The sequence below is a fragment of the Acidovorax sp. GW821-FHT11A03 genome, assembly GCF_058809075.1.
The window spans coordinates 184,527-204,332 of record NZ_JBXASG010000005.1; the positions used below are offsets into that span (position 1 = coordinate 184,527).

Annotated in this window: 19 protein-coding genes and 1 pseudogene; 7 read left to right on the forward strand and 13 right to left on the reverse strand. The window is 67.2% G+C overall.

Annotated elements, in window-relative coordinates; translation table 11 throughout:
• Positions 1-44 precede the first annotated feature (44 nt).
• Together AC1RVY_RS14060 and AC1RVY_RS14065 are read right to left on the reverse strand one after the other, a co-directional pair.
• Positions 45-1,016 carry an AraC family transcriptional regulator gene (locus AC1RVY_RS14060; protein ID WP_369643389.1) on the reverse strand — a complete coding sequence of 324 codons (972 nt, stop codon included), beginning with the start codon at positions 1,014-1,016 and terminating at the stop codon, positions 45-47.
• Between the two features lie 311 nt (positions 1,017-1,327).
• Positions 1,328-1,621, reverse strand: coding sequence for a DUF4148 domain-containing protein (locus AC1RVY_RS14065; protein WP_218296161.1), 294 nt, complete (start codon positions 1,619-1,621; stop codon positions 1,328-1,330).
• A 253-nt stretch (positions 1,622-1,874) separates the two neighbouring features.
• Between AC1RVY_RS14065 and AC1RVY_RS14070 the strand changes: the two genes are divergently transcribed.
• Entirely contained in the window at positions 1,875-2,687 is an 813-nt protein-coding gene (locus AC1RVY_RS14070) for an alpha/beta hydrolase (protein ID WP_218339765.1), read from the forward strand.
• A gap of 276 nt (positions 2,688-2,963) precedes the next feature.
• On the forward strand, positions 2,964-5,081 hold the full coding sequence (locus tag AC1RVY_RS14075) for a putative bifunctional diguanylate cyclase/phosphodiesterase (protein ID WP_492806889.1): 2,118 nt from the start codon (positions 2,964-2,966) through the stop codon (positions 5,079-5,081).
• Positions 5,082-5,144: 63 nt separating this feature from the next.
• On the opposite strand, the gene AC1RVY_RS14080 is transcribed toward AC1RVY_RS14075, so the two are convergent.
• The 4 genes from AC1RVY_RS14080 to AC1RVY_RS14095 form a co-directional block, all read right to left on the reverse strand.
• Positions 5,145-6,407, reverse strand: a complete 1,263-nt coding sequence (locus AC1RVY_RS14080; RefSeq protein WP_492806890.1) for an MFS transporter — start codon at positions 6,405-6,407, stop codon at positions 5,145-5,147.
• Positions 6,408-6,613: 206 nt separating this feature from the next.
• Positions 6,614-7,570, reverse strand: coding sequence for a universal stress protein (locus tag AC1RVY_RS14085; RefSeq protein ID WP_492806891.1), 957 nt, complete (start codon positions 7,568-7,570; stop codon positions 6,614-6,616).
• Between the two features lie 133 nt (positions 7,571-7,703).
• Positions 7,704-7,937, reverse strand: a complete 234-nt coding sequence (locus tag AC1RVY_RS14090; protein ID WP_492806892.1) for a hypothetical protein — start codon at positions 7,935-7,937, stop codon at positions 7,704-7,706.
• Between the two features lie 397 nt (positions 7,938-8,334).
• A complete protein-coding gene (locus tag AC1RVY_RS14095) occupies positions 8,335-9,129 on the reverse strand; it encodes a sigma-70 family RNA polymerase sigma factor (protein WP_492806893.1) in 795 nt (264 codons plus the stop codon).
• A gap of 96 nt (positions 9,130-9,225) precedes the next feature.
• On the opposite strand from AC1RVY_RS14095, the gene AC1RVY_RS14100 reads away from it, so the two are divergent.
• From AC1RVY_RS14100 to AC1RVY_RS14110, 3 genes are all read left to right on the forward strand, one after another.
• Positions 9,226-9,822, forward strand: a complete 597-nt coding sequence (locus AC1RVY_RS14100) for an ATP-dependent Clp protease proteolytic subunit (RefSeq protein ID WP_218339759.1) — start codon at positions 9,226-9,228, stop codon at positions 9,820-9,822.
• A gap of 297 nt (positions 9,823-10,119) precedes the next feature.
• Positions 10,120-10,413 (forward strand): DUF4148 domain-containing protein, encoded by a 294-nt coding sequence (locus AC1RVY_RS14105; protein ID WP_218296153.1) that lies wholly within the window; start codon positions 10,120-10,122, stop codon positions 10,411-10,413.
• 285 nt (positions 10,414-10,698) lie between these two features.
• Positions 10,699-11,082: a surface-adhesin E family protein gene (locus AC1RVY_RS14110; protein WP_255591045.1), complete on the forward strand. Its 384-nt coding sequence runs from the start codon at positions 10,699-10,701 to the stop codon at positions 11,080-11,082.
• 20 nt (positions 11,083-11,102) lie between these two features.
• Here AC1RVY_RS14110 and AC1RVY_RS14115 read toward each other — a convergent pair whose 3' ends face one another.
• The 4 genes from AC1RVY_RS14115 to AC1RVY_RS14130 all read right to left on the reverse strand — a co-directional run bounded on the left by AC1RVY_RS14115 (position 11,103) and on the right by AC1RVY_RS14130 (position 13,472).
• Positions 11,103-11,582, reverse strand: coding sequence for a DUF421 domain-containing protein (locus AC1RVY_RS14115; RefSeq protein ID WP_492806894.1), 480 nt, complete (start codon positions 11,580-11,582; stop codon positions 11,103-11,105).
• 137 nt (positions 11,583-11,719) lie between these two features.
• Complete coding sequence (locus AC1RVY_RS14120) at positions 11,720-12,361, reverse strand: cysteine hydrolase family protein (RefSeq protein WP_492806895.1); 642 nt, start codon at positions 12,359-12,361, stop codon at positions 11,720-11,722.
• 117 nt (positions 12,362-12,478) lie between these two features.
• Positions 12,479-12,907 carry a surface-adhesin E family protein gene (locus AC1RVY_RS14125; protein WP_218296150.1) on the reverse strand — a complete coding sequence of 143 codons (429 nt, stop codon included), beginning with the start codon at positions 12,905-12,907 and terminating at the stop codon, positions 12,479-12,481.
• 64 nt (positions 12,908-12,971) lie between these two features.
• Positions 12,972-13,472, reverse strand: coding sequence for a flavodoxin family protein (locus AC1RVY_RS14130; protein ID WP_492806896.1), 501 nt, complete (start codon positions 13,470-13,472; stop codon positions 12,972-12,974).
• A 187-nt stretch (positions 13,473-13,659) separates the two neighbouring features.
• On the opposite strand from AC1RVY_RS14130, the gene AC1RVY_RS14135 reads away from it, so the two are divergent.
• A complete protein-coding gene (locus AC1RVY_RS14135) occupies positions 13,660-15,246 on the forward strand; it encodes a methyl-accepting chemotaxis protein (RefSeq protein WP_492806897.1) in 1,587 nt (528 codons plus the stop codon).
• A gap of 66 nt (positions 15,247-15,312) precedes the next feature.
• On the opposite strand, the pseudogene ligD reads toward AC1RVY_RS14135, so the two are convergent.
• Positions 15,313-16,242: pseudogene (gene ligD / locus AC1RVY_RS14140) on the reverse strand (non-homologous end-joining DNA ligase); the annotation flags it as partial.
• A gap of 32 nt (positions 16,243-16,274) precedes the next feature.
• Positions 16,275-17,183 (reverse strand): non-homologous end joining protein Ku, encoded by a 909-nt coding sequence (gene ku / locus AC1RVY_RS14145; RefSeq protein ID WP_492806898.1) that lies wholly within the window; start codon positions 17,181-17,183, stop codon positions 16,275-16,277.
• 209 nt (positions 17,184-17,392) lie between these two features.
• Between ku and AC1RVY_RS14150 the strand changes: the two genes are divergently transcribed.
• The gene (locus tag AC1RVY_RS14150; RefSeq protein ID WP_369643377.1) at positions 17,393-17,605 is read left to right on the forward strand and encodes a hypothetical protein; all 213 of its coding nucleotides are present in this window, start codon (positions 17,393-17,395) and stop codon (positions 17,603-17,605) included.
• Positions 17,606-17,666: 61 nt separating this feature from the next.
• Here the strand turns inward: AC1RVY_RS14150 and AC1RVY_RS14155 are convergent, their stop codons facing one another.
• Positions 17,667-19,610 carry a sigma-54-dependent Fis family transcriptional regulator gene (locus AC1RVY_RS14155; protein WP_492806899.1) on the reverse strand — a complete coding sequence of 648 codons (1,944 nt, stop codon included), beginning with the start codon at positions 19,608-19,610 and terminating at the stop codon, positions 17,667-17,669.
• Positions 19,611-19,806 lie beyond the last annotated feature (196 nt).

The window sequence follows — 19,806 nt, forward strand, 5'->3', positions numbered from 1 at the left end:
GCCTTGTTCAAAACGACATGTGCGCGCCCGTGGCGCACGCCGTGTCAGGCCGTTGCGCGCACGTCGGTGGGCGTCATGCCGAAGCGCCGCCGGAAGGCCCGGCTGAAGGCGGAGAAGTCGTCGAAGCCGTTGTCCAGCACGATCTGCAGCACGCGGCGGTGGCGCTGGCCGGGGTCGGCCAGCGCGGCGCGCACGCGCTCCAGCCGGGCGCCGCGCACGAAGTCCGAAAAGCAGGTGCCCTCGCGCGCGAACAGGCGCTGCACCTGGCGTGGCGTGAGGTGGTGCAGGCGGGCGATCTGCGCCAGGCTCAGTTCGGGCTGGGCGATGCGCGCCAGGATGTCGCGCTGGATGAGCGCCAGGCGCGGCACGTCCACCGCATCGCTCCCGGGAGGCTGCGTGCCTTGCCCTGCAGGCGTGAGCATGCTGGCCATCAGCTCCTGCAAGTGCGAGCGGGCCGATTGCAGCAGCGGTTCGGAGAGCGCGGGGCTGCCGGCCAGCAGTTGCGCATAACCCATGGCCAGGGCGGGCTCGGGCATGTCGGAACGCAGCAGCCGCAGCGGTGCTTCTTCGAGCCGCGCCACCTGCTGCGCCAGGGCGGCCCGGGGCAGCTGGAGGCTGGAGGTCTGCCCGCCCCAGAGATGGATGAACTCGTGCGCGCGGGCCTTCGAGTGCAGGACGAAGCCACCCGCCGGTATCTCCAGGTCGCCGCCTGTGGTGCGGATGGCGCAGCCGTCCTGGGTGGTGGTGAGCAAGAGGTCGTCCGCCCCGGCCCCCAGGTGCGCGGGCTTGTGTTCGAAATGCGCAGGCGTGTGCGCGCTGTGCGCATAGGCGGCCCCTGCCCCGAGGGGCATCAGGGTGACGGTGAAGTCCAGCGGGGCGGCACCTTCGCAGGGCCACAGGTCCACGCGCATCAGCGCGCGGCCAAACAGCTCGCGCAGCGCCTCGGCCTTGTCGCGCCCCGTGTAGTCGCGAGAGGAAATTCGCAGGCGCTGGGGAAGGTCGGGCGTTTGCTGCATGGGATTGACGGCAACGGATGGCGGCTGTGCGAGGCAGGCAGTTTAAGCCGGCGGTGGTGGCTTGCAAGGCCCCCGCCCCAGCGCTGGATCTCCAGGGTCTCCCCCACGCCGGGAAAAACGCGTGGCCTTCGTCATCTCGCGCTTTCTCCTGGTGCCAACAAAAAGGGCTCCCAAAGGGAGCCCGATCTGCCTGCCCGCCCCTGCGGTTCAGTTAACACTCCCCATGGCAGCAGCACCCGCAAATGCAAAGTGCCGCCACCATGGGAAGTCCCGCAACTGCTTCAATCCAACTCAAGCAGTTGGTCTGCCCATTACATGGCGCTGAATTCGCCCGAAGGGATCTGGCCGGTGCGCACGGCTTCGGCAGCCTGGGCACGCACGGCGGCGCGGTCGGCGGTGGACTTGTAGGTCACCACACGCGAACCGGCGGGTTCGATGGAGCGGGTCTGGGCCACGGTGGCGGCTTCGGCGGCCACTTCGGCGCGCGTGCGGTTCGTCTCGAACTTCGTGGCGAACTGCGAGGCATCGGCTTCATCAGCCTGGGCACCGAAAGAAGCGAAAGCGGCCACGGCGGCGATGGAGAGGAAACGTGCGGTCGTGTTCATGATGAAAATCCTTGAAGTTAAAAAAGCGTCTCAAAAAAGCCGGGACAAAAACCATTTCTGAACCGGGTTCGGTGAGTCGCCTTGCGGGTTCGGCTCATCGATGGGTTGAACTGTACGCCTGGGGTATCCAAAGAAAAACCACCTGGTCGCGAACTAACTGTTCCAGTATTGAGAACAATCATTCCGCCTCCGGTAGAGCCCCTGCGCGCCGCGAACCCGGATGTCACAATGCCTCGACAGGAGGAGACAGAACGTGCACACAGAATTCCAGCAGACGCGCCGCGCGGCGCTCATTGCGGTCGCGGCCACGTTGGCGGCATGCGGTGGAGGCTCGGGCGACGGCGAGGCGCCGCCAGAGGTGGGACAGGTGATCAACTCGACCATGAAGTCGGCCTTCAATGGCAGCACGTACCCCATCCAGGTCTTTTTGCCGCAGGCCTATGCCACGGGCACAACCACGCTGCCCGTCATCTATGCGACCGAGGGCGATGCGCAGTACGGAGGGCCCAATATCTCGCGCTTTGACACGTTCAAGGCGGTGATGCAGCGGCTGGGTACGCAGGCCATCCTGGTGGGCATTGGGGGCACTGCATGGCGGGGCATCGACTTCCTCATGCCCGGTGCGGCCAGGTACCTCGACTTCATCGTGAAGGAACTGGTGCCCGCCGTGGAGCGCCAGTACCGCGCCGACCCCAGGCGCAGGGCCCTCTCAGGCTTGTCCCATGGGGGCTACTTTGTGGTGGCGGCACTCATACTGGAGGCCCGCGCAGGCGTGGCGCCCAGCTTTTCACACTACCTTTCGACCGAATGCAGCGTGGGCGAGCACACCAGCCCCGCCGGCGTGCTGGCGTTTGAAAAGCAGATCGACGGCAAGCCCCTGCCCACAACGCTGTTCCTGGCGGGTGCGAGCGGCGGCAATCACCCGCTGGTCAGCATCCCCCTCTTCAATCAGATGGCCTCGCAGAGCCTGCCGGGCCTGGTGATGCACAAGGCCGAGTACAACACCACGCATGTGGGGGCGGACGTGCCCGCGTTTGAAGAGGCGCTCAAGCGGTTCGTGTCCTAGGCCCGCCCGCAGGCCGCGGCGAAAGCCCCATCCCTGCGCGGTGCTCGCAACCCTTGGCCCGCAGGACCAGGGGTGCCAAAAAAACTTGCGGCCAGGTGGAGATTTGACGATATTGAGGTGCCGTTCCCGCCGGCAAGCCACTGGCAAGCACCGTTGCGCGTAGCGGCGGGCGGCGTCTTTTTGGAGGATGTTGCATTGAAGTGTCCCCCCATTCTCGAGTCGGAAGCAGCCCGCCTTCAGGCGCTTTCCGACTACGGACTTGATGGTGATCGCCCTTTGCCAAGCCTTGACTCGGTCGTCCAGATCGCGGCCAGGATCTTCGGCATGCCCGTTGCGGCCGTGAACCTCATTGGCGACGACCATGTGTTCTTCGCGGCCAGCACAGGGTTCGAAGGCCAGCGCGTGGACATGCGGCGGGACGTATCGTTCTGTGCGCACGCCATCGCCAGGAATGAGGTCATGGTGGTGCCGGACGCGAGCCGGGATGCGCGTTTCTATGACAACCCGCTGGTCACCGGATTCGCCGGCGTGCGGTTCTATGCGGGAGTGCCGCTGTACTCCCCTGGCGGGCTGGCGCTGGGCGCGCTGTGCGTGATCGACAGTGTTCCCCATTTCGACTTCTCGGACGACGACCGTGCGCGGCTCGCGGATCTCGCGCAGATGGCCTGCGACCGTCTGGAATTGCGCAGGCTGGAACACTCCACCGAACGCGCCCGGCGGCCCTTCGAGGACGATGCGCGAACCTCGCCCACGGCGGTGGTCTGGTTCGATGAGAGCTTGCGTGTCATGGCATGGAACAAGGCCGCCGCGTCCATCTTCGGCCATGTTCCGGCGGACGGTCCGGGCCGCCTGGTCGTGGATTTCCTGGCGGAGCGCCACCGCGCCGCGGTGGGAGGCCTCATTGCGCAGGCCGCCGCCGCCGGCACGGCGGACGGGCTGGTGGTTCCCGACGGCCTGGCCGGGGTGCGCAAGGACGGCTCGGAATTCCCGCTGGGCGTGGCGCTTTTTTGCTGGCGCGACAAAGGCAAGCTGACCTTCCACGCCCATCTGCAGGACCTGTCGAGCCACCCAGGGCAGTCCGCGGAGCTCCGGCGGCTGTCCACGACCGACCTCCTCACGGGATTGGCCAACCGCGCGAGCTTGTACCGGCGCATGGAAGAAGCACTGGCGGGATCCGCCGGGGCATGCCTGCTGCTTGTCGACATCGACGGCTTCAAGGACGTGAACGACACCCTGGGACATGGCGTGGGCGACGGTGTCTTGCGCGAAGCGGCCCAGCGCCTGGTCGAGTGCGTGCCTTCGCTGGCCACCGTGGCGCGCACCGGCGGCGATGAATTCGCGGTTCTCATCCCCGGCTGCACCAGCCATCGGGAATCGATGGCGGCGGCCCGGAGCATCGTCGACAGCCTTGCCGAGCCCATCAGCGTGAACGTGCACGAAATCCGCATCACCGCGAGCTGCGGACTGGCCGCGGCGCCGGGCGATGCGCAGGAAGCACTGGAGCTTTTCAGCAACGCGGACCTCGCCCTGTTCAAGGCCAAGAGCTATGGGCGAGGGCAGGTCTTCGCGTATGCCGCGACTCTGCGCATGGAGGCGACGGCCCGGAGGCTGTACAGCATCGAGCTGCACCGCGCCGTCAGCGAGGGCGAGTTCGTGCTGTTCTATCAGCCCCAGATCAGGCTCAGCGATGGCTCCCTGCGCGGTGCGGAGGCCCTGATTCGCTGGCAGCACCCACAACGCGGGTTGCTCTCGCCCGCTGCATTCCTGCCCGCGCTGGAAAACGGGCCCCTGGCATCGGTGGTGGGCTTCTGGGTGCTCGACGAAGCCTGTGCGCAGGCAGCGCATTGGCGCCGCTGCGGCGCCACCGATTTCCGCATCGGCGTGAACCTGTTTGGCGCCCAGTTCCGGGTGAACGACATGGCGGCGGAGGTGGCCGCCACCTTGCAGAGGCATGGCTTGCCCCCGCATGCCCTGGAGCTGGAAGTGACCGAGAACATCGTTCTCGATGACGATGATCTGGTGCTGGGCGTGCTGGAGAAAATCAAGGGCATGGGCGTCGGCATCGCCTTTGACGACTTTGGCACCGGTTATGCGTCGCTCAGCCTCCTCAAGAAGTACCCGGTGACGCGTTTGAAAATCGACCGTTCCTTCGTCCAGAGCACGCCCGAGTCAGAGCGGGATACCGCGGTGGTCCGCGCCATTCTGGACATGGCCCGGAGCTTCGATCTTGAAACCGTGGCGGAAGGCGTGGAGACCGAAATGCAGCGCGACTACCTGAAGGATTGCGGCTGCCAGGAAGGGCAGGGCTACCTGTTCAGCCGCCCTGTGTCCTCCTACGAGTTTTCCGAGTCCTTCCGCCTGCGCACGGAACGCCGGATGGGCAAGCTTGCATGATGGCCGCCGCGCCAGGGCCGGTATGCCGCAAGCCGCAATGAACCGGAGTCCGACGCCACGCTTTCACCTGCGGCGCGCCGCGGCCGTCCCACCCGCCAGGACACAGGCGGCGGCAAGAACCTGGAGCAAGAGCACCATGGCAAAAAAAGGCCCGGTGTTGGTGCCCAGCAGCGGGGCACCCGCTGCCCCGTGGCTGAGTACCGCCGCAAAAACCATGGGGGCGAACGCGTAGAGGGCCTGGGCCACCGCCACGCAGCGCGCAACGACCCGTGGTACCTCCGGGGGGGCGAATTCTGATTGCGCGATGAGCGGTGGCATCGAGGTCGCATTCCCGATGCCCAGGCCGAACAGAATGATGCCCAGAACCAGGATGCCTGCGTGGTGCGCGCCCGCAAGCAGCATCAGCGCAGTCCCCACGGCCTGCACGCCGTAGCTGCATGCCGCGGCAAGCCTGCGGTTGGCCCGTGGCCCCACCACGCGGGCCATCACCAGGCGCCCGCCCATTCCGCACCCCGTGGCCAACGCCATGATGGCGCCGGCCTGCTGCCTTCCCAACCCCGGCACTATGAGCGAGAAGAGCTGGGCAATCAGTCCGATTTGGGCAAACAATCCCAGCGACATGGCCGCCGCCAAGGTCAGGAAGCCCCGGTTCGACCATCGAAGAGTGCCGTCCCGTGCTGGAGGGGGCGCGCCTGCTCCCGTATGGCTGCCGTCGGCTCCATCCGCCACCTGCGATTGTGTGGAGGGTGACTTCGGCAGCACCGTGTGCGCGATGAGCGCGACCATCCCCACCAGCACGGTGCCCACGCAAAGCGCTGCCACGGGGAATCCGTAGCGTTCGATCATGGCCGCCCACAGGGGGGAGAACACCATGCCCCCCACGCTCGCGCCGTTGTATGCCTTGCCCAGCGCGAGAGGCCGCCGCGCCACGAACCAGGGCGAGATGATCGCGTTGATGCCTGCTGCCCCCAGGGGAACCCAGCCACCGCCGGTCAATGCCGCCGCGACAAAAAGCTGCCAGGGCTGTGCCGCGGCGGCCCATCCAGCGACTCCGAGCGCGAGCACGACGGCGCCCCCCTGCGTCGCCGCGGGAATGCCGAAACGGCGATGCCATCCTGGCAGGCAGATCACGACCCCTGCACCCACCAGGAAGTGAAAGGTGACCGCAGCAGACACCAGGGACAGGGACCAGCCGGTGCGCGCCATGACCGCGTGCAGGAAGACTGGCGGGCCGTAGAAGCCCGCGCCCCATCCCAGCAGTGCAATGACGAAGGCTGCGCGGACTACGGTGTCGCCATAGAAGACGGGGCGGCGGGTGGAAGGCATGCGGACAAGAGTGGCGGGCGCGGTGAAGACCGCAGGACCACCGATGCTGCCCGCTGGCGCGAGAGCACGGTTCGCCCTGGAGCGAACTGTGGGTGTTCATCCACCGTGCATCGTCGGGGGCGGGGCGCGCCCCTTGCGTCCCCGTCGTCTCAGGTGACCGGCCACAGCATTCCTTGCCTGGTGGAGACCCGCCTCTGGGCGGCGTGTCAGGGGCTCTGGCGTCGAGGCGACGCGCCGGGTGCGTGCGGCCGCAGTGGGGCGCCCGCCCTGACGCGGCGCACGGGAAGGTCGGGCGCGAGCCGCTCCATGGCAGAGGTGCGGGACGCGGGTCGAAAGCCGTGTGGCACCACCAGCACGTCCACGCGTGCCTCCCGGAGCAGGCGTTGTGCAACGCTCTCGAACAGGAGGTCGGACACCATCGACGCCGGGTGTTTGCCGACGACGACGAGGTCCGCCGCGCTGTGTTGCTGCTGCACCAGAATCTGGCGAACGGGGTCTCCCCGCCCGATGGAGGACGACAGCCGATTGCGCCGTGCATCATGCGAATCCGTCAATGTGACCATCCTGTCCTGCGCGGAGCGCCGGCACTGTTCGCGGTAGAGCTGGATGGCGCGCTCCGACACTTCGGCATACCGCAGCTTTCCTTCGTCGGCGGTGCTGATGGCGTGAAAGAGCTCGACCCGTGCCGAGGGATGGAGCGCAAGGCCCAGGTCGACCAGGCCGTGAGACATCCGCGAGAAGTCCACGGCCACCATCAGACCCTGGTACGGCTGGTGGGCCGGATTGCGCACGACGATGACGGGGCGTGGGCAAGTGCGCAGCATCCTGAGGGCCGGATGGGTGGTGAACCAGGCGCGCAGGCCTCGCACGGGTGCCGTGCCCCACACGACCAGATCGGCGCCAGCCGCCCAGCGTGCGACCTGTTCGGCATCGCCTGCGGCCTGCGTTGCCGCCTGCACCGCGATGTCGTGGCGCTGCCCCAGCTGCACCGCGTGATGTGCCAGCCGCACGTCCGTGTCCGAAGGCAGCTCCTCGCCGGGGTCGGCAAGGTAGGAGATTTTCAGCGTCGCACCGTGCTCGGCGCAGCACAGCGCAGCCCGGGCCAGTGCGTGGCCTCCCTGCTGGGAGAAATCGGTGACGGCAAGGATGGAGCGAGGGATCATGGGAAAACTGCTTTCTGAAAGAGCGGCGCCGGCCGGCGGCGCCAATGCGCGGCGAGACCGGGGCGGGCATGGAGATCGGCGAGGGGACGTGCATCTGGCGCACCGCGGGCTGCGGTGGCTGCTTGCCGCGGGGCTACCTGGCGTAGTCGCCCCAGGCCTCGGGCGGGTGGCGGACGCTCGCGGCCGTGGCTGCGCGCGTTTCGCCATGTGTGGCGGCCACCTCGGCATGCAGGACGCGGGAGCGGACGATCTCTGCGGTGTGGGGCAGGTCCGCAAGGAATGCGGGAAGCTGCGGGACTCTCAGCCGCGACCGGCGAGGGAAATCAGGTTCGGTGAGCGTGCGCCCGCCGTGATCCACTGTATGCATGAAAAGCACTCCATCGAGTCCGGCCGTTGCCCTGTGGACAAAAGGCGGCCGCTACCGCGCAAGGCGGGTGCCCGGCGGTGGATGTCTGCGCTGAAAGGGGGAAAAGGTGCCGCCGGGCTCAGGAATGTGCTGGCGCTGGCTGACGGTGTGCCTTCCTTGCAGCCGCGCAGGCGCATGCCGCCGCGCGAAGCGGTGCGGTCAGGGCGGCGGCGGTTCGAGGGAAGGTGGCGGTCATGGGCCCAGTGTACGCAAGGTGCACCCCTTTGGCGGCCAAAGGCCCCATGCTTCTTGCCAGATAGCGCGGATGTCCCGGGCTACCCGGGCCAGGTGCCGCCTGTGGCCCTGAACCTGGCCATCGTGCGCGCGGGCCTGGAGGTCGCGGGCCTGGCGGCGGCCGCTAGAGCGCCACGGTTTCCGGCTCGTGCTCAGTCCGCACGCCCAGCGGCAGCACACACAGCCTGACGCCGTCCAGCGTGAGCACCAGGCCAAGCTGCCCGCCCATCTGCACCACGCCGCAGGAGGTCGCGGCCGGCGCGGAGACGGCTTCGGCGGCGGCCATGCATGCCCGAGCAGACGCACTGACTGGCGGCTGGCCGAGCATCGCCCACAGTATTTGCGGATCACGCAGCCGGAGCGATTGCAGGAACATGCGGAAAACCACCTCGTCGCTCGATTCGCGTTGGGGCGATGGCCGAGGCTCCAACCCGCTGCCCGCGCGCCGCAGCCGCAACAATGCCCGCCGCAGCTGTTGCCGGCTGGCGGTTTCGGACCGGCCACTGGCCTGGGCGATCTCGGCATGGCCGAGCTCGAACACTTCGTGCAGCAGCACCACGGCCCCGTCCGCTGGCGCCAGGTGGGCGGCGAGCAGGCGCAGCGCGCGGGCGGCATCCTCCGCCAGCGCCGCATCCATCTCGGCCGATGGCGACGCATGCACGGGGTGGCTGGCGACAGCTTGCGCCAGCCATTGCTGCATCCAGTGGCGCCGGCGCAGGCGGTCGACGGCCAGATTGCGCACTACGGTGAGCAGCCAGGCCTGGGCCGCGTTGAGTTCCAGCGCCTCGGCCTCCAGCGCGCGGACATAGGCGTCCTGCACGGCATCCTCGGCATCCGAGGGGCCCAGCAGGCGGGAGGCCGCGCGCACCAGGCGGCGGCGGTCAGCGTCGATCAGGGCCGGCTGGCGTTCATCATGCATCTGCAAATCTTGCCACAGCCTTGCCGGGGACCCGCGTGTCACGAAATCCGCGCTTCGTTCGTCAAGGCAGTTCCACCACCCCGAGGAATCCCGCCCATGAACACCCCAGACACCGCCACGACGCCCAGCGCCACCGAGCCGCGCACTTCCTATCTGGAGGAAAAGGCGTTCAAGTCGCGCACCCTGCTGATCTTCGGCACCGTCACCGACCTGGTGGCCGCCGACGTGGCGCGCCGGCTTATCGCATTGGACGCCGACAGCGCCGAACCTATCGACGTGCTGGTGAGCTCGCCCGGCGGACACCTGGAATCGGGCGACGCCATCCACGACATGGTGCGCTTCATCGCAGCACCGGTGAACATGATCGGCACCGGCTGGGTCGGCAGCGCGGCCACCCATCTGTACCTGGCGGCCCCACGCGAGCGGCGCTACTGCCTGCCCAACACACGCTTTCTGATCCACCAGCCCAGCGGCGGCTCCGGCGGGCCGGCCAGCGACATCGCCATCCAGGCCCGTGAGATCGTCAAGGCCCGGGAGCGCATCGCGCGCACGATCGCGCGGGAAACCGGCAAGCCGCTGGACGTGGTGCTGGCGGACATCGAGCGGGACCGGTGGCTGTCGGCCGAGGAAGCGGTCGAATACGGACTGGTGTCGCGGATCATCGAGCGCAAGAGCGAGCTGCGGGCCGCTTGAGCTGGTGGCGCACGTGGCGAAGGAGGGCCGTCGAAGGACGCCGAGGCTGGGCAGCCTTCACCGGCGCGGCCGGAAACCGGGCCTTGGATTTGGTTCCCGAGGATTGTTTTCAATACTGGAACGGTTAGTTCGCGACCAGATGGTTTTTTTGTGCACACCACCGGCGTACAGTTCAACCCATCGATGAGCCGAACCCGCAAGGCGACTCACCGAACCCGGTTTGAAGCAGTCGTGAGCATGGCTCTTCGCGCTTTGTTCCGGCTTTTTTTGAGACGCTTTTCTTTAAGGATTTCTATCATGAACACCACCGCCCGTTTCCTCTCCATCGCCGCTGTTGCCGCTTTCGCCTCTTTTGGCGCCCACGCCGACGAAGCCGACTCCTCGCAGTTCGCCCTGCAGTTCGATACGAACCGCACCCGTGCCGAAGTGAAGGCGGAAGCCGTTGTCGAAGCTCGCACCCACAACATGGAGCCAGCAGGCTCCCGCGTGGTGACCTACCAATCCACGGCCGACCGCAGCGCCGTGCGCGCCCAGGCAGCCGAAGCCGTGCGCACCGGCCAGATCCCTCACGGCGAATTCAGCGCCATGTAATTGAATTGACGCAGTTGCGGGCCTTTCCATGGTGGCGGCACTTCGCGGGTGCCGCTGCCATGGGAAGTGTTTTCACCGCAGCGCAAGGCAGTACAACGGGCCCCATCGGGGCCTTTTTTTGTGGGTGGTCTCCACGTGGCGGCAAGCACCGATAAACTGCTGCCGAGGCCGCATTGGCGCCATTGAGGGCGCGCGGGGGCCTCTTGCCTGCCACCCTCCCACACGGCCTTGTCCCAGAGCGGGGTTCTCCCAATGATCTGCGCCACTTTCCTGTGCATAGCCGCCATGTCGTCTCCGGCGCAGGCCGAGGACGTCTGGTTCACGTTGCATGGCGACCGCCAGGAGGGTGAAAAGAACCTGATCGAGGTGCGCCCCGAGCCCGTGGGCCTGGACCACCGCGTGGTACTCGATCTGCGCGTTTCAAGAGACAGGACCCGGACTTCCTTCAAGGGGCAGAAGTACCGCTCGTACTATGCCAGGGTGGTGGTCCATTGCCCTTCCCGGACGGCGTGGTATGTGTGGCTCACCTACTATGGGCTGCCGGCCTGGAAGGGCGACGCCGTGGGCCGCGAGGAGTACGCCGAAGGCAAGGCCCCCGTGCTGTTCAAGGATGTGCCGGGAGAGCCTTACAAGGGAATGATCTCTGCGGCATGCAAGGTGCGTGGGTAGCTCCCGCCGGTGCGGTTGCCTCACGCATTCTTCCCGGATTTCTGCAGGATGCTGATGTGCCCGTCTGCTTCAAGAAACGCAAATTGCATGTCTTTCGGGTCGCAGTCCGCTTCACGCAGCGCACGCTGCGCGTCGCACAGCGGTACATGGTGCTTGCGAAGCACATCCGTGAAGATTTCCCCGTTGCTGCCGATCAGGACCGGACGGCCTTCCACCCACTGCTGAATCCGTTCGCTGCGGGAGGTGATGACCGCGACGGCGACATTCAGCGCAATCAGCGTCGTTGCGGAAAGCAGTCCTGCCGTGACGGACTTCTCGTCACCGTTCAGACCTGCGGACACCGACTCGCTCAGCAGCATCACCACCAGAAGATCGAAGGGGGTGAACTGGCCCACCGTCCGCTTGCCTGAAATCCGTACCAGCAGGAGAAGCACCGCATAGATGATGGCGGCCCGCAATGGCATCTCCCACCACGCACCGCCCAGCTGAAAAACGTCCATAGGCTTACCCGTCTCGATCTGCAACCGTGAAACCGACCGGCATCGACATCCTTCCGATGCGCCGGTGATCGCTAGACTATCCGAGCGCCCCGCGAAGCGGGCGTCAGAGGAATGCCGGCTTGCCGGCTGGGCGTGTTCTACAGGTGGTGTTCTGGTGGCCCTCGTGGCCGCTCAGGGCGAGCACGGCCGCGAAGAACGTCATGCCTTGCGGATGGAGCATTTGAGAACCCGCGACTCTGGTGCAGCGCGGCCTGCTTGTGCGGTTCGTGCTCGGCCGCCGTGCAATTGGCGGGCACCCATACCTTGAACCCCCGCATGTAGGCATCCATCGCCGTCAGGTGCACGCACATGTCCGCCTCCAGGCCGACAACGATCAATTGCTGCGTTTGCATCTGCCTGAGCAGATGGTCCAGCGGCGTCGAGTGAAAAGCGGAATGCAGGGGTTTCAGGACCGTCAGGTCGCCATCGCCCGGCGCCAGAAGGGTGACGATCTCGCCCCGCGCACCAGGCAAGGCCTGGCATGCCTTCACCAGATCCTTGAAGTCAGACCTCCAGATCCCATAGTTGTCGTTGGCATAGATGGCCACCGCCCCCTGGGCCGAGAGCCGGCGCTTGAGCCGCGCCGTGGCATGCGCCGCCTCCAGGGCGCCGCGCAGCAAGGCGTTCGCGCCGGGAAACCGCATCGGATTGATGAAATCGACAAGCACCATGGCGGTGGCGCTCGGCTTCAACGCGGCCGCCTGGATTTCGGCCTTGCCGAATGCAGGGGTGGCCGCCATCACGGTCCGCCTACAACCGGCGGGTTTCCCAGGGGGCCAACCCGGTGGGAAGTGCCTTTGATGCCGGTCGGCGGCATTGCGGCGATCGGGGTCGGCGCGGCAGAAAACTCCAGGGTTTCAGGGGCTCTGCAGCGCGATGGCGCAGGCGGCCTTGATCAGTCGGTCCCTGGGGTTGGGCTCCATCTCCGCGAAGGCCAGGTTGCGGCCGTCGCTCTCGGCATACTCCACCAGGCGCATCTTTCCGTGCCACAGCGGCTTGCTGAACAGGGCGATGGAGCGGTGCCACGCCTTCAGCCCGGTACAGTCCACCACGGCCGTGGAGTAGTAGGAGTGGTAGGGCTGGTCATCAAAGCCCGTGCGTGGCCTGGCGCGGTTCACCCTGAGCTTGACGAGGCGCATGGATTCAAATGCGATGGCGCTGGTGGCATCCACCTCCAGCGTGTCCACGAAGGCATTGGCGGGGTCTCCCACCACAGTGAGCCATGAGGGCGCCTCGGCCGCGGCCGCCGAGGATGCCAACACAGCCACGATCAGGAGGGGGGTCATTTGCGGTCTCGTGCAAAGCGTCATTAAACCCGATTGTTCCGGGAAGGTGGCTCCGTTCGTTCTTCTAGAACACACCCAGCGCCAGCCCCGCAGCCATCGCTTCGCCCAGGGTACGGCAGCGCAGCAGATCCTCATCGCCGATGTGCTTGACGGCGAGGATGGCCTCGGGGGTCTGGGCATGGGTGCAAACGATGAGGGGATCCCCGATGGACCGCAGGCGCCAGCCGGTGGCGATGCGCTCTATTTGCCTTGCCGCGTTGTGTCCGTCGCTGCCCGCGCAGATCAGGCTGGCATAGGGCCGGCCGTTGACGTGGTCGAGCACGGCGTAATAGCTGCGGTCGAAGAAATCCTTGAGCTGTCCGCTGATGGCTGCCAGGTTCTCGGGCGTGGCGAAAATCAGCCCGTCCGCGGCCAGCACGTCCGCGGGCCCCGCCTGCGCGGCGTGCAGCAGCCGCACCGCGACCGCCGCATCGGAGGCTGCGCCCTCGCGCGCAGCCTCGGCCATCTGGCGCGTGCCATCCGTCATGGAGTGATAGACGATCACCAAGGTCTTGCGCTGGTCCATGTCTCCAGCATAGCCCGACAACCCCTCCCGGTCCGTCGCCGGCGGCAGCGGGCGGATCCTCTTGACCCACGTCCCATAAGCGCGTTCAATCCGCCGTACCGGGGCCGGGTTGCAAATTGTCGCCATTGCTGCAATTGCTTGCAGATCCGCCCGCGCTTGCAGCGCCGCCGTCCAAAGAGGTGACCCCATGAGCATTGCCAGACGCCTTCATGCCATTTCCTTCCTCTTGATCGCGGGGCTCGCGGGGATCGCGGTCCTGGCCTGGCTCTACCTGGGGGAGGTCACGCGCCAGACAGAACTCGTGGCCGGGAAAGAGGTGCCGCGCCAGCTCCAGGCCAGCGCGATGGAGCTGAACGTCACGCGGTCTTCGCTCCAGATGCGCCATGCGATGCTGGTGCGCACGCCGCAAGAGCTGGCGGCCACGCTGGCGGACATCGCCGACAAGAAGCGCTTGATCGACACGGATCTCGCCAGCTTCGTGCAGGCCGCGGACACCGCCGCCGAGAGGGCCCTGAACGCCGAGCTGTCCAAAGGGCTGCAGGCGTTCTGGCACGTGGCCGAGCAGAACCTTCAGTTGATCAAGGAGGGAAAGAAGGAGCCTGCGTTTGACTATCTGGTGGCCTCCACGATCCCCACGCGCAATGCGGTGCTTGCCGTCCTCGCCAAGGAAAAGGAGCACCAGGCCGGGCTGCTGAAAGCCAGCCTCGCCGAGATCGAACGGGACGTGAAGCTGACCCTTCGCGCGCTGGTCAGTGCCGTGGCGGCGGTGGCGATCGGGCTGCTGCTGTTCTCCTGGCACATCGGCGCCACCTTGCGGCGCAGGGTGGCCGCGTCGCAGGCCGTGGCCAATCGCGTGAGGGACGGCGACCTGACCACCCCGGTCACGGACGGCTCGCGTGATGAATTCAGTCCCCTGCTCGCGGCGCTGGCCGTGATGCAGGACTCGCTGACCCGGATCGTCAGCCAGGTCCGCAGCGGCTCGGAGACCGTGGCGGCGGCCAGTGCGCAGATATCCACGGGCAATGGCGACCTGTCCACCAGGACGGAGCACCAGGCGAGCGCCCTGGAGGAGACGGCGGCGGCCATGGAGGAACTCAATTCCACCGTGCAGACGAATGCGCAGAATGCGCTGCAGGCGAATGTGCTCGCGCAGAGCGCCTCCACGGTCGCGAAGCAGGGGGGCGACGTCGTGTCCAGGGTGGTGGACACCATGAGCGGCATCAACGAAAGCTCCAAGAAGATCTCCGAAATCATCGGCGTCATCGACGGCATCGCCTTCCAGACCAATATCCTCGCCCTCAATGCCGCCGTGGAGGCCGCCCGGGCTGGCGAGCAGGGGCGTGGATTCGCGGTCGTGGCCTCGGAAGTGCGCAGCCTGGCGGCACGCTCCGCGGCGGCGGCCAAGGAGATCAAGGCCCTCATCGCCACCAGCGTGGAGCGCGTGGAGGCCGGGACCGTGCTGGTGGGCGCCGCGGGGCAGACGATGAAGGAAGTGGTTTCGTCCATCGAGCGGGTGACCGAGACGGTGGCGCAGATCAGCGCGGCCGGAACCGAGCAGAGCCAGGGCGTGAGCCAGGTCAACGTGGCCGTCAATCAGATGGACCAGGCCACCCAGCAAAATGCGGCGCTCGTGGAGGAAATGTCCGCGGCCGCCTCCAGCCTGAGCATCCAGTCCCGAAGGCTGGTTGAAACGGTCGCGACGTTCAAGCTGTCCAGTTCCGCGCTGCAGCTGGAAGCCTCGGGCCAGCCCGGCCCGGCCTTGATGCTGGCCTGAGCCCGGCCGCCGTGCCCGATTGATCCTGTGCGGGCCCCGTGCCGGCGCCGGGAGCGCGGGCACGCGTCAGCCGGGCCGGAATCCGAGCGCTTTCATCGCGGGTGTCAAACTCACCGCGGCCTCTTCGTAGGCCTGCCAGGGGCCATTGCCCACGCCAAGCCTCGCGTCGATGTTCCGGACGTTCCAGTGCGCGGCGCTGGTCAGCGCATCCAGTTCTTCCCAACCGACGGGCACGGAAACGCCCATTCCCGGCCGTGCGCGTGCCGACCATGCGCTCACGGTCGTCGCACCGCGGCCGTTGCGCAGGTAGTCCACAAAGATCCTGCCCACCCGGTTGCGCGGACCGCTCTTGGCCACGAAGCGCTGCGGGATCGTCTCGGCCAGGTGCAGCACGATGGCCCTGGAAAAATCCTTGACCGTGTCCCAGTCGCGCAGGCGCTTGAGCGGAACCACCACGTGAATGCCCTTGCCCCCACTGGTTTTCAAAAAGGCGGGAAGCCCCAGTTCCTGCAGCAGCACGCGCAGCAGCCGCGTGCCACGCACATCCGCCCATGCCACGCCTTCGCCCGGGTCCAGGTCGAAGGTCATCCGGTCGGGGCGCTCCATCCTGTCTTTCAGCGCGTTCCAGGTGTGGTATTCAACGACGTTCATCTGCGACCCGCTGCGCAAGCCCTGTGGGGAGACCACTTCCAGCAAGGGCGCATGCCCCTCGTCCAGCGCCGGGTCCAGGCTCCGCATGCCGGGCAGCGCCTCGGCCTCCTGGTGCTTCTGAAAGAAGAGTTCTCCCGGCACGCCCCCGGGAGCCCTCACCAGGGCCACGGGCCGTGCTTTCAGGTGCTGCAGCATCAAGGGGCCGACCTTGGCGTAGTACCGCACCATGTCCATCTTGGTGAACCCCGTGGACGGATCGATCACGCGCTCGCCGTGGGAGATGCGCGGTCCGGGCTGTGGCGATCTGGCGCGTTTCCTGGCGCGGGGCGATCGCGTCGCCGGGGCCTGTGGTGCGTGTGCCGCGTCCGCGCGCTTCATCAGGCCGCCTTCTTGCGCTGCGCGGAAGGCGCCTTGGCGGCGGCACGCTTGCGCGCGGTTTTGCGCGGCGCCGTGCCGCCCTCCTTGGCCGCCGGCCTGGCGGCAGGGTGGCGGTTTCCGGGCTTGAGGCTGCGCTGCAGCAGCTCCGTGAGGTCGATGATTTCCGCGCTGCCCGTGGCGGCCTGCGCGGGCTGCGTGACCGTGCGGGTATCGCCCTGCTGGACCTTGGCGGCCACCAGGTCCATGACCTGCTGGCGGAATTCGTCCTTGAAATCTTCCGGCTTCCAGTGGCCGGTCATTTCGGCGATGAGCTGCGTCGCCATCTTCATCTCGCTGGGCTTGATGGCGGTGGCGCCCAGGGCGGGGAGATCCAGTCCCTCGAAACCCTTGACCTCGTCGCCCCATCTGAGCAGGTTGAGGACGAGCGCGGGTCCCGAGGGCGCCAGCAGCGCCAGGTGCTGCTTGGTCTGGATCACGACCTTTGCCAGCGCGATCTTCCCGGTCCTGGCGAGGGCTTCGCGCAGCAGGGCATACACCTTGTGCCCCTTGTTGATGGGGCTCACGTAGTACGGGCGCTCCAGGTAGACGAACGGGATTTCCTGGGCGTTCACAAAGCGCTCGATCTCGATGGTCTGGGTGGTGCGCGGGAAGGCGCCTTCGATTTCCTCCGGGGAAAGAACAACGTACTGCCCGTTCTCGTACTCGACGCCCTTGACGATGTGGGCCTTGTCGATTTCCTTGCCGGTGCGCTTGTTGATCCGCTTGTAGCCCACGGGGTCCATCGACCGCTTGTCCAGCCAATCGAAGTCAATGCCTTGCTCCGTGGTGGCGGTGTGCAGGCCCACGGGAATATGGACAAGGCCGAAGGAGATGGCGCCCTTCCAGAGCACCCGGTTGCTGGTAGCCATGTACGCACTTTCTAACGGGCATCGCGCAGCGCGGGATGCGCCGCGGGGCCGTTGGATTCGATCGTTTCGCGGCGGCCCTTCGATGTCTGTAGGAAAGCGGCGCGCCGCGGCCTCCGAAGAAGGCGCAAGGGGCCATTGGCCTACACCGTTGGCGGACTCCGCTGCCGACAATCAAAGGTCCAACGTGGCGAACGGATGAGGAGGTTTCCATGCCCGGTGAACTCGAGGAAGAGAACGTTTTTGGCACGGCGGATGCAAGCTCCTACTCCGCGGTGCTCTGCAGGACGCCGCAGGGGCGCTACACGGTGCAGAGCCTTCTGATAGACGGACACAATGTGCCGGTCCGCGATGCCTCCTGGGCCACGCGCGAAGAGGCCATCGATGCGCTCAAGGAATACGCCAAGGGAGACCGGCAACCGTAAGGCCCCGCGATCCCCGAGCGGGCGGCGGCAGCGCCAGCGCCGTGGCGCGGCAGGGGCCTGGTCACCCGGGCGGGTGGGCGAGCCTCTCCCTGCGCGTTGCCAGCTTGCGGTAGAGCGTCTGGCGGCTGATGCCCAGGGTGCGTGCCGCGTGGCTCACGTTGCCACGGCAGCTCTCCAGGGCCTGCTGAATGGCGGATTGAGACAGTTCGTCCAGGTTCTGCGGCGGGTGCGGGGCTTCCTTTGGCGCGCAGAACCGGTCGGCCCGCCGGAGTTCGTCCTGAAAGTCGTCCGGCAGGTGGTGCCATTCGAGCACCTCCTCGTGCGGCTCCAGCATCGCGCAGGTGGTCCGCAGCACGCTGGCGCATTGCCGCAGATTGCCGGGCCAGGGGTACTGTTCCAGCATCGCCATCAGCGACGGCGCCAGCCGCAGGGCGCGGGAGGGCTCGATGTCCTCCAGCATCCTCGCGCTCAGCGCTTCGAAATCGGTGCGTTCACGCAAGGGTGGAAGCTCGACCGCGAGGCCATTGATCCGGTAGTACAGGTCGGCGCGAAAGCGCCCCTGCTCCGCCTCCTCGCGCAGCTTGCGGTTGGAGGCGCAGATGAGGGCGAAGTCCACGGCCACCGGGTGGCCGCTGCCCAGGGGGACCACCTGCCGCTCCTGCAGCACCCGGAGCAACCGCGTCTGCAGGGCCGCCGGCATGTCGCCGATCTCGTCGAGGAACAGCGTGCCGCCCTGGGCCTCGCGCAGCAGGCCCAGGCGTCCTTCGCGGCGCCCGCCGGTGAACGTGCCGGGTGCGTAGCCGAACAGCTCCGACTCGATCAGCGCCTCCGGCATGGCCGCGCAGTTGATGGCGATGAAGGGGCCGTCGCGGCGCGGTCCGCTCTGGTGCGCGCCCCGCGCGAACCATTCCTTGCCCACGCCCGATTCGCCCTGCAGCAGCAGGGGGATGGGCTTGTCGAGGATGCGCCGTGTCTTGGCTGCCGCCATGCGCCAGCGCGCATCGCCGGTGTCCAGGCGCGCCAGGGCATCCGGGGGAGCGCTGGAGGGCGCGGCGGGGGCGAGGGGGCGCACGGTGCGCTTGTCGGGCACCAGTTGCCCGAAGAGCTGGGAGCCATCGTGCCTGCGCAGGGAAAGCGGCGCGTCGGGGCGGCGCTGGTGGCGGGACAACAGATCCTCTAGGCCTGGATGGAGGATCTGGTCCAGCGAGACGCAGCCCAGCTGCGCGATGGAAAGGCGCAGCAGCGCCAGCGCGCTGCGGTTGCCGCCGACCACCCAGCCGTCTTCCGACACCAGCGCGATGCCTTCGGCCACGGTGCCAATGCCCTCCGGGTGGGGGTGCAGGTGCAGGCGGATGTGGCGCTGGCTTGCGGACACGAGCAGCCGGTTTTCGATCATGTGGGCGGCGGTGCTCACCAGCCCCAGCGTGTGCGGGTTGCCCCGGCTGTGCTCGCTGGAGATGTCCAGAATGCCCAGCAGCTGCCCCGTGGCAGACAGGATGGGGGCCGCCGCGCAGGTCAGGAAACCGTTGCGCTCCAGGAAATGCTCCGCGCCATGCACTTCCACGGGCGCCATTTCGGCCAGCGCGGTGCCGATGGCGTTGGTGCCGCGCTGCTTTTCGTGCCACGAGGCGCCGCTCGTGAGCGCCACCCGTTCGGCCTTGCCCAGGAAGTAGGCGTCGCCACAGGTGTCCACCAGCGTTCCGCAGGGGCTCGCCAGCACCACCACGCTTTGGCTGTCGCGCACCTGCTCGAACAGGTACTCCATCACGGGGCGCGAATGCGCCAGCAACTCCTGGTGGTGGCCGCGCAACTGCCGCAAGGCCTGGTGTTCCAGGTTGTCGGGGTTGCCCAGCCGCCCGGTGGGTAGCAGGCCGCTGTCCATGCTGCGCTGCCACGACCGCGCCAGGCGCTCGTCCACAAGCCCGCTGGGGCATTGGCCTGATTCCAGCAGGTGCTGGCGGGCCTGCCGCAGTGCCACCGAGGTGGACGTGGATGTGGATCGCATGGTGTGTGTCTCCTGCCCGGGCGTCATCAACGCGCCCTGTGTACGAGCCAGTATGGCGGCCGCCGGGGGCCAGGGCAATAGCGATGGCCGGTGGGCGGCTTCAACTGTTCCATTTCGTGACAGGTGTCGCGTTCTGGAGCGGACACCTTGACGCCCGATGGGCCGCACCTTATTGCGGACGCGCAAACAAAGCCAT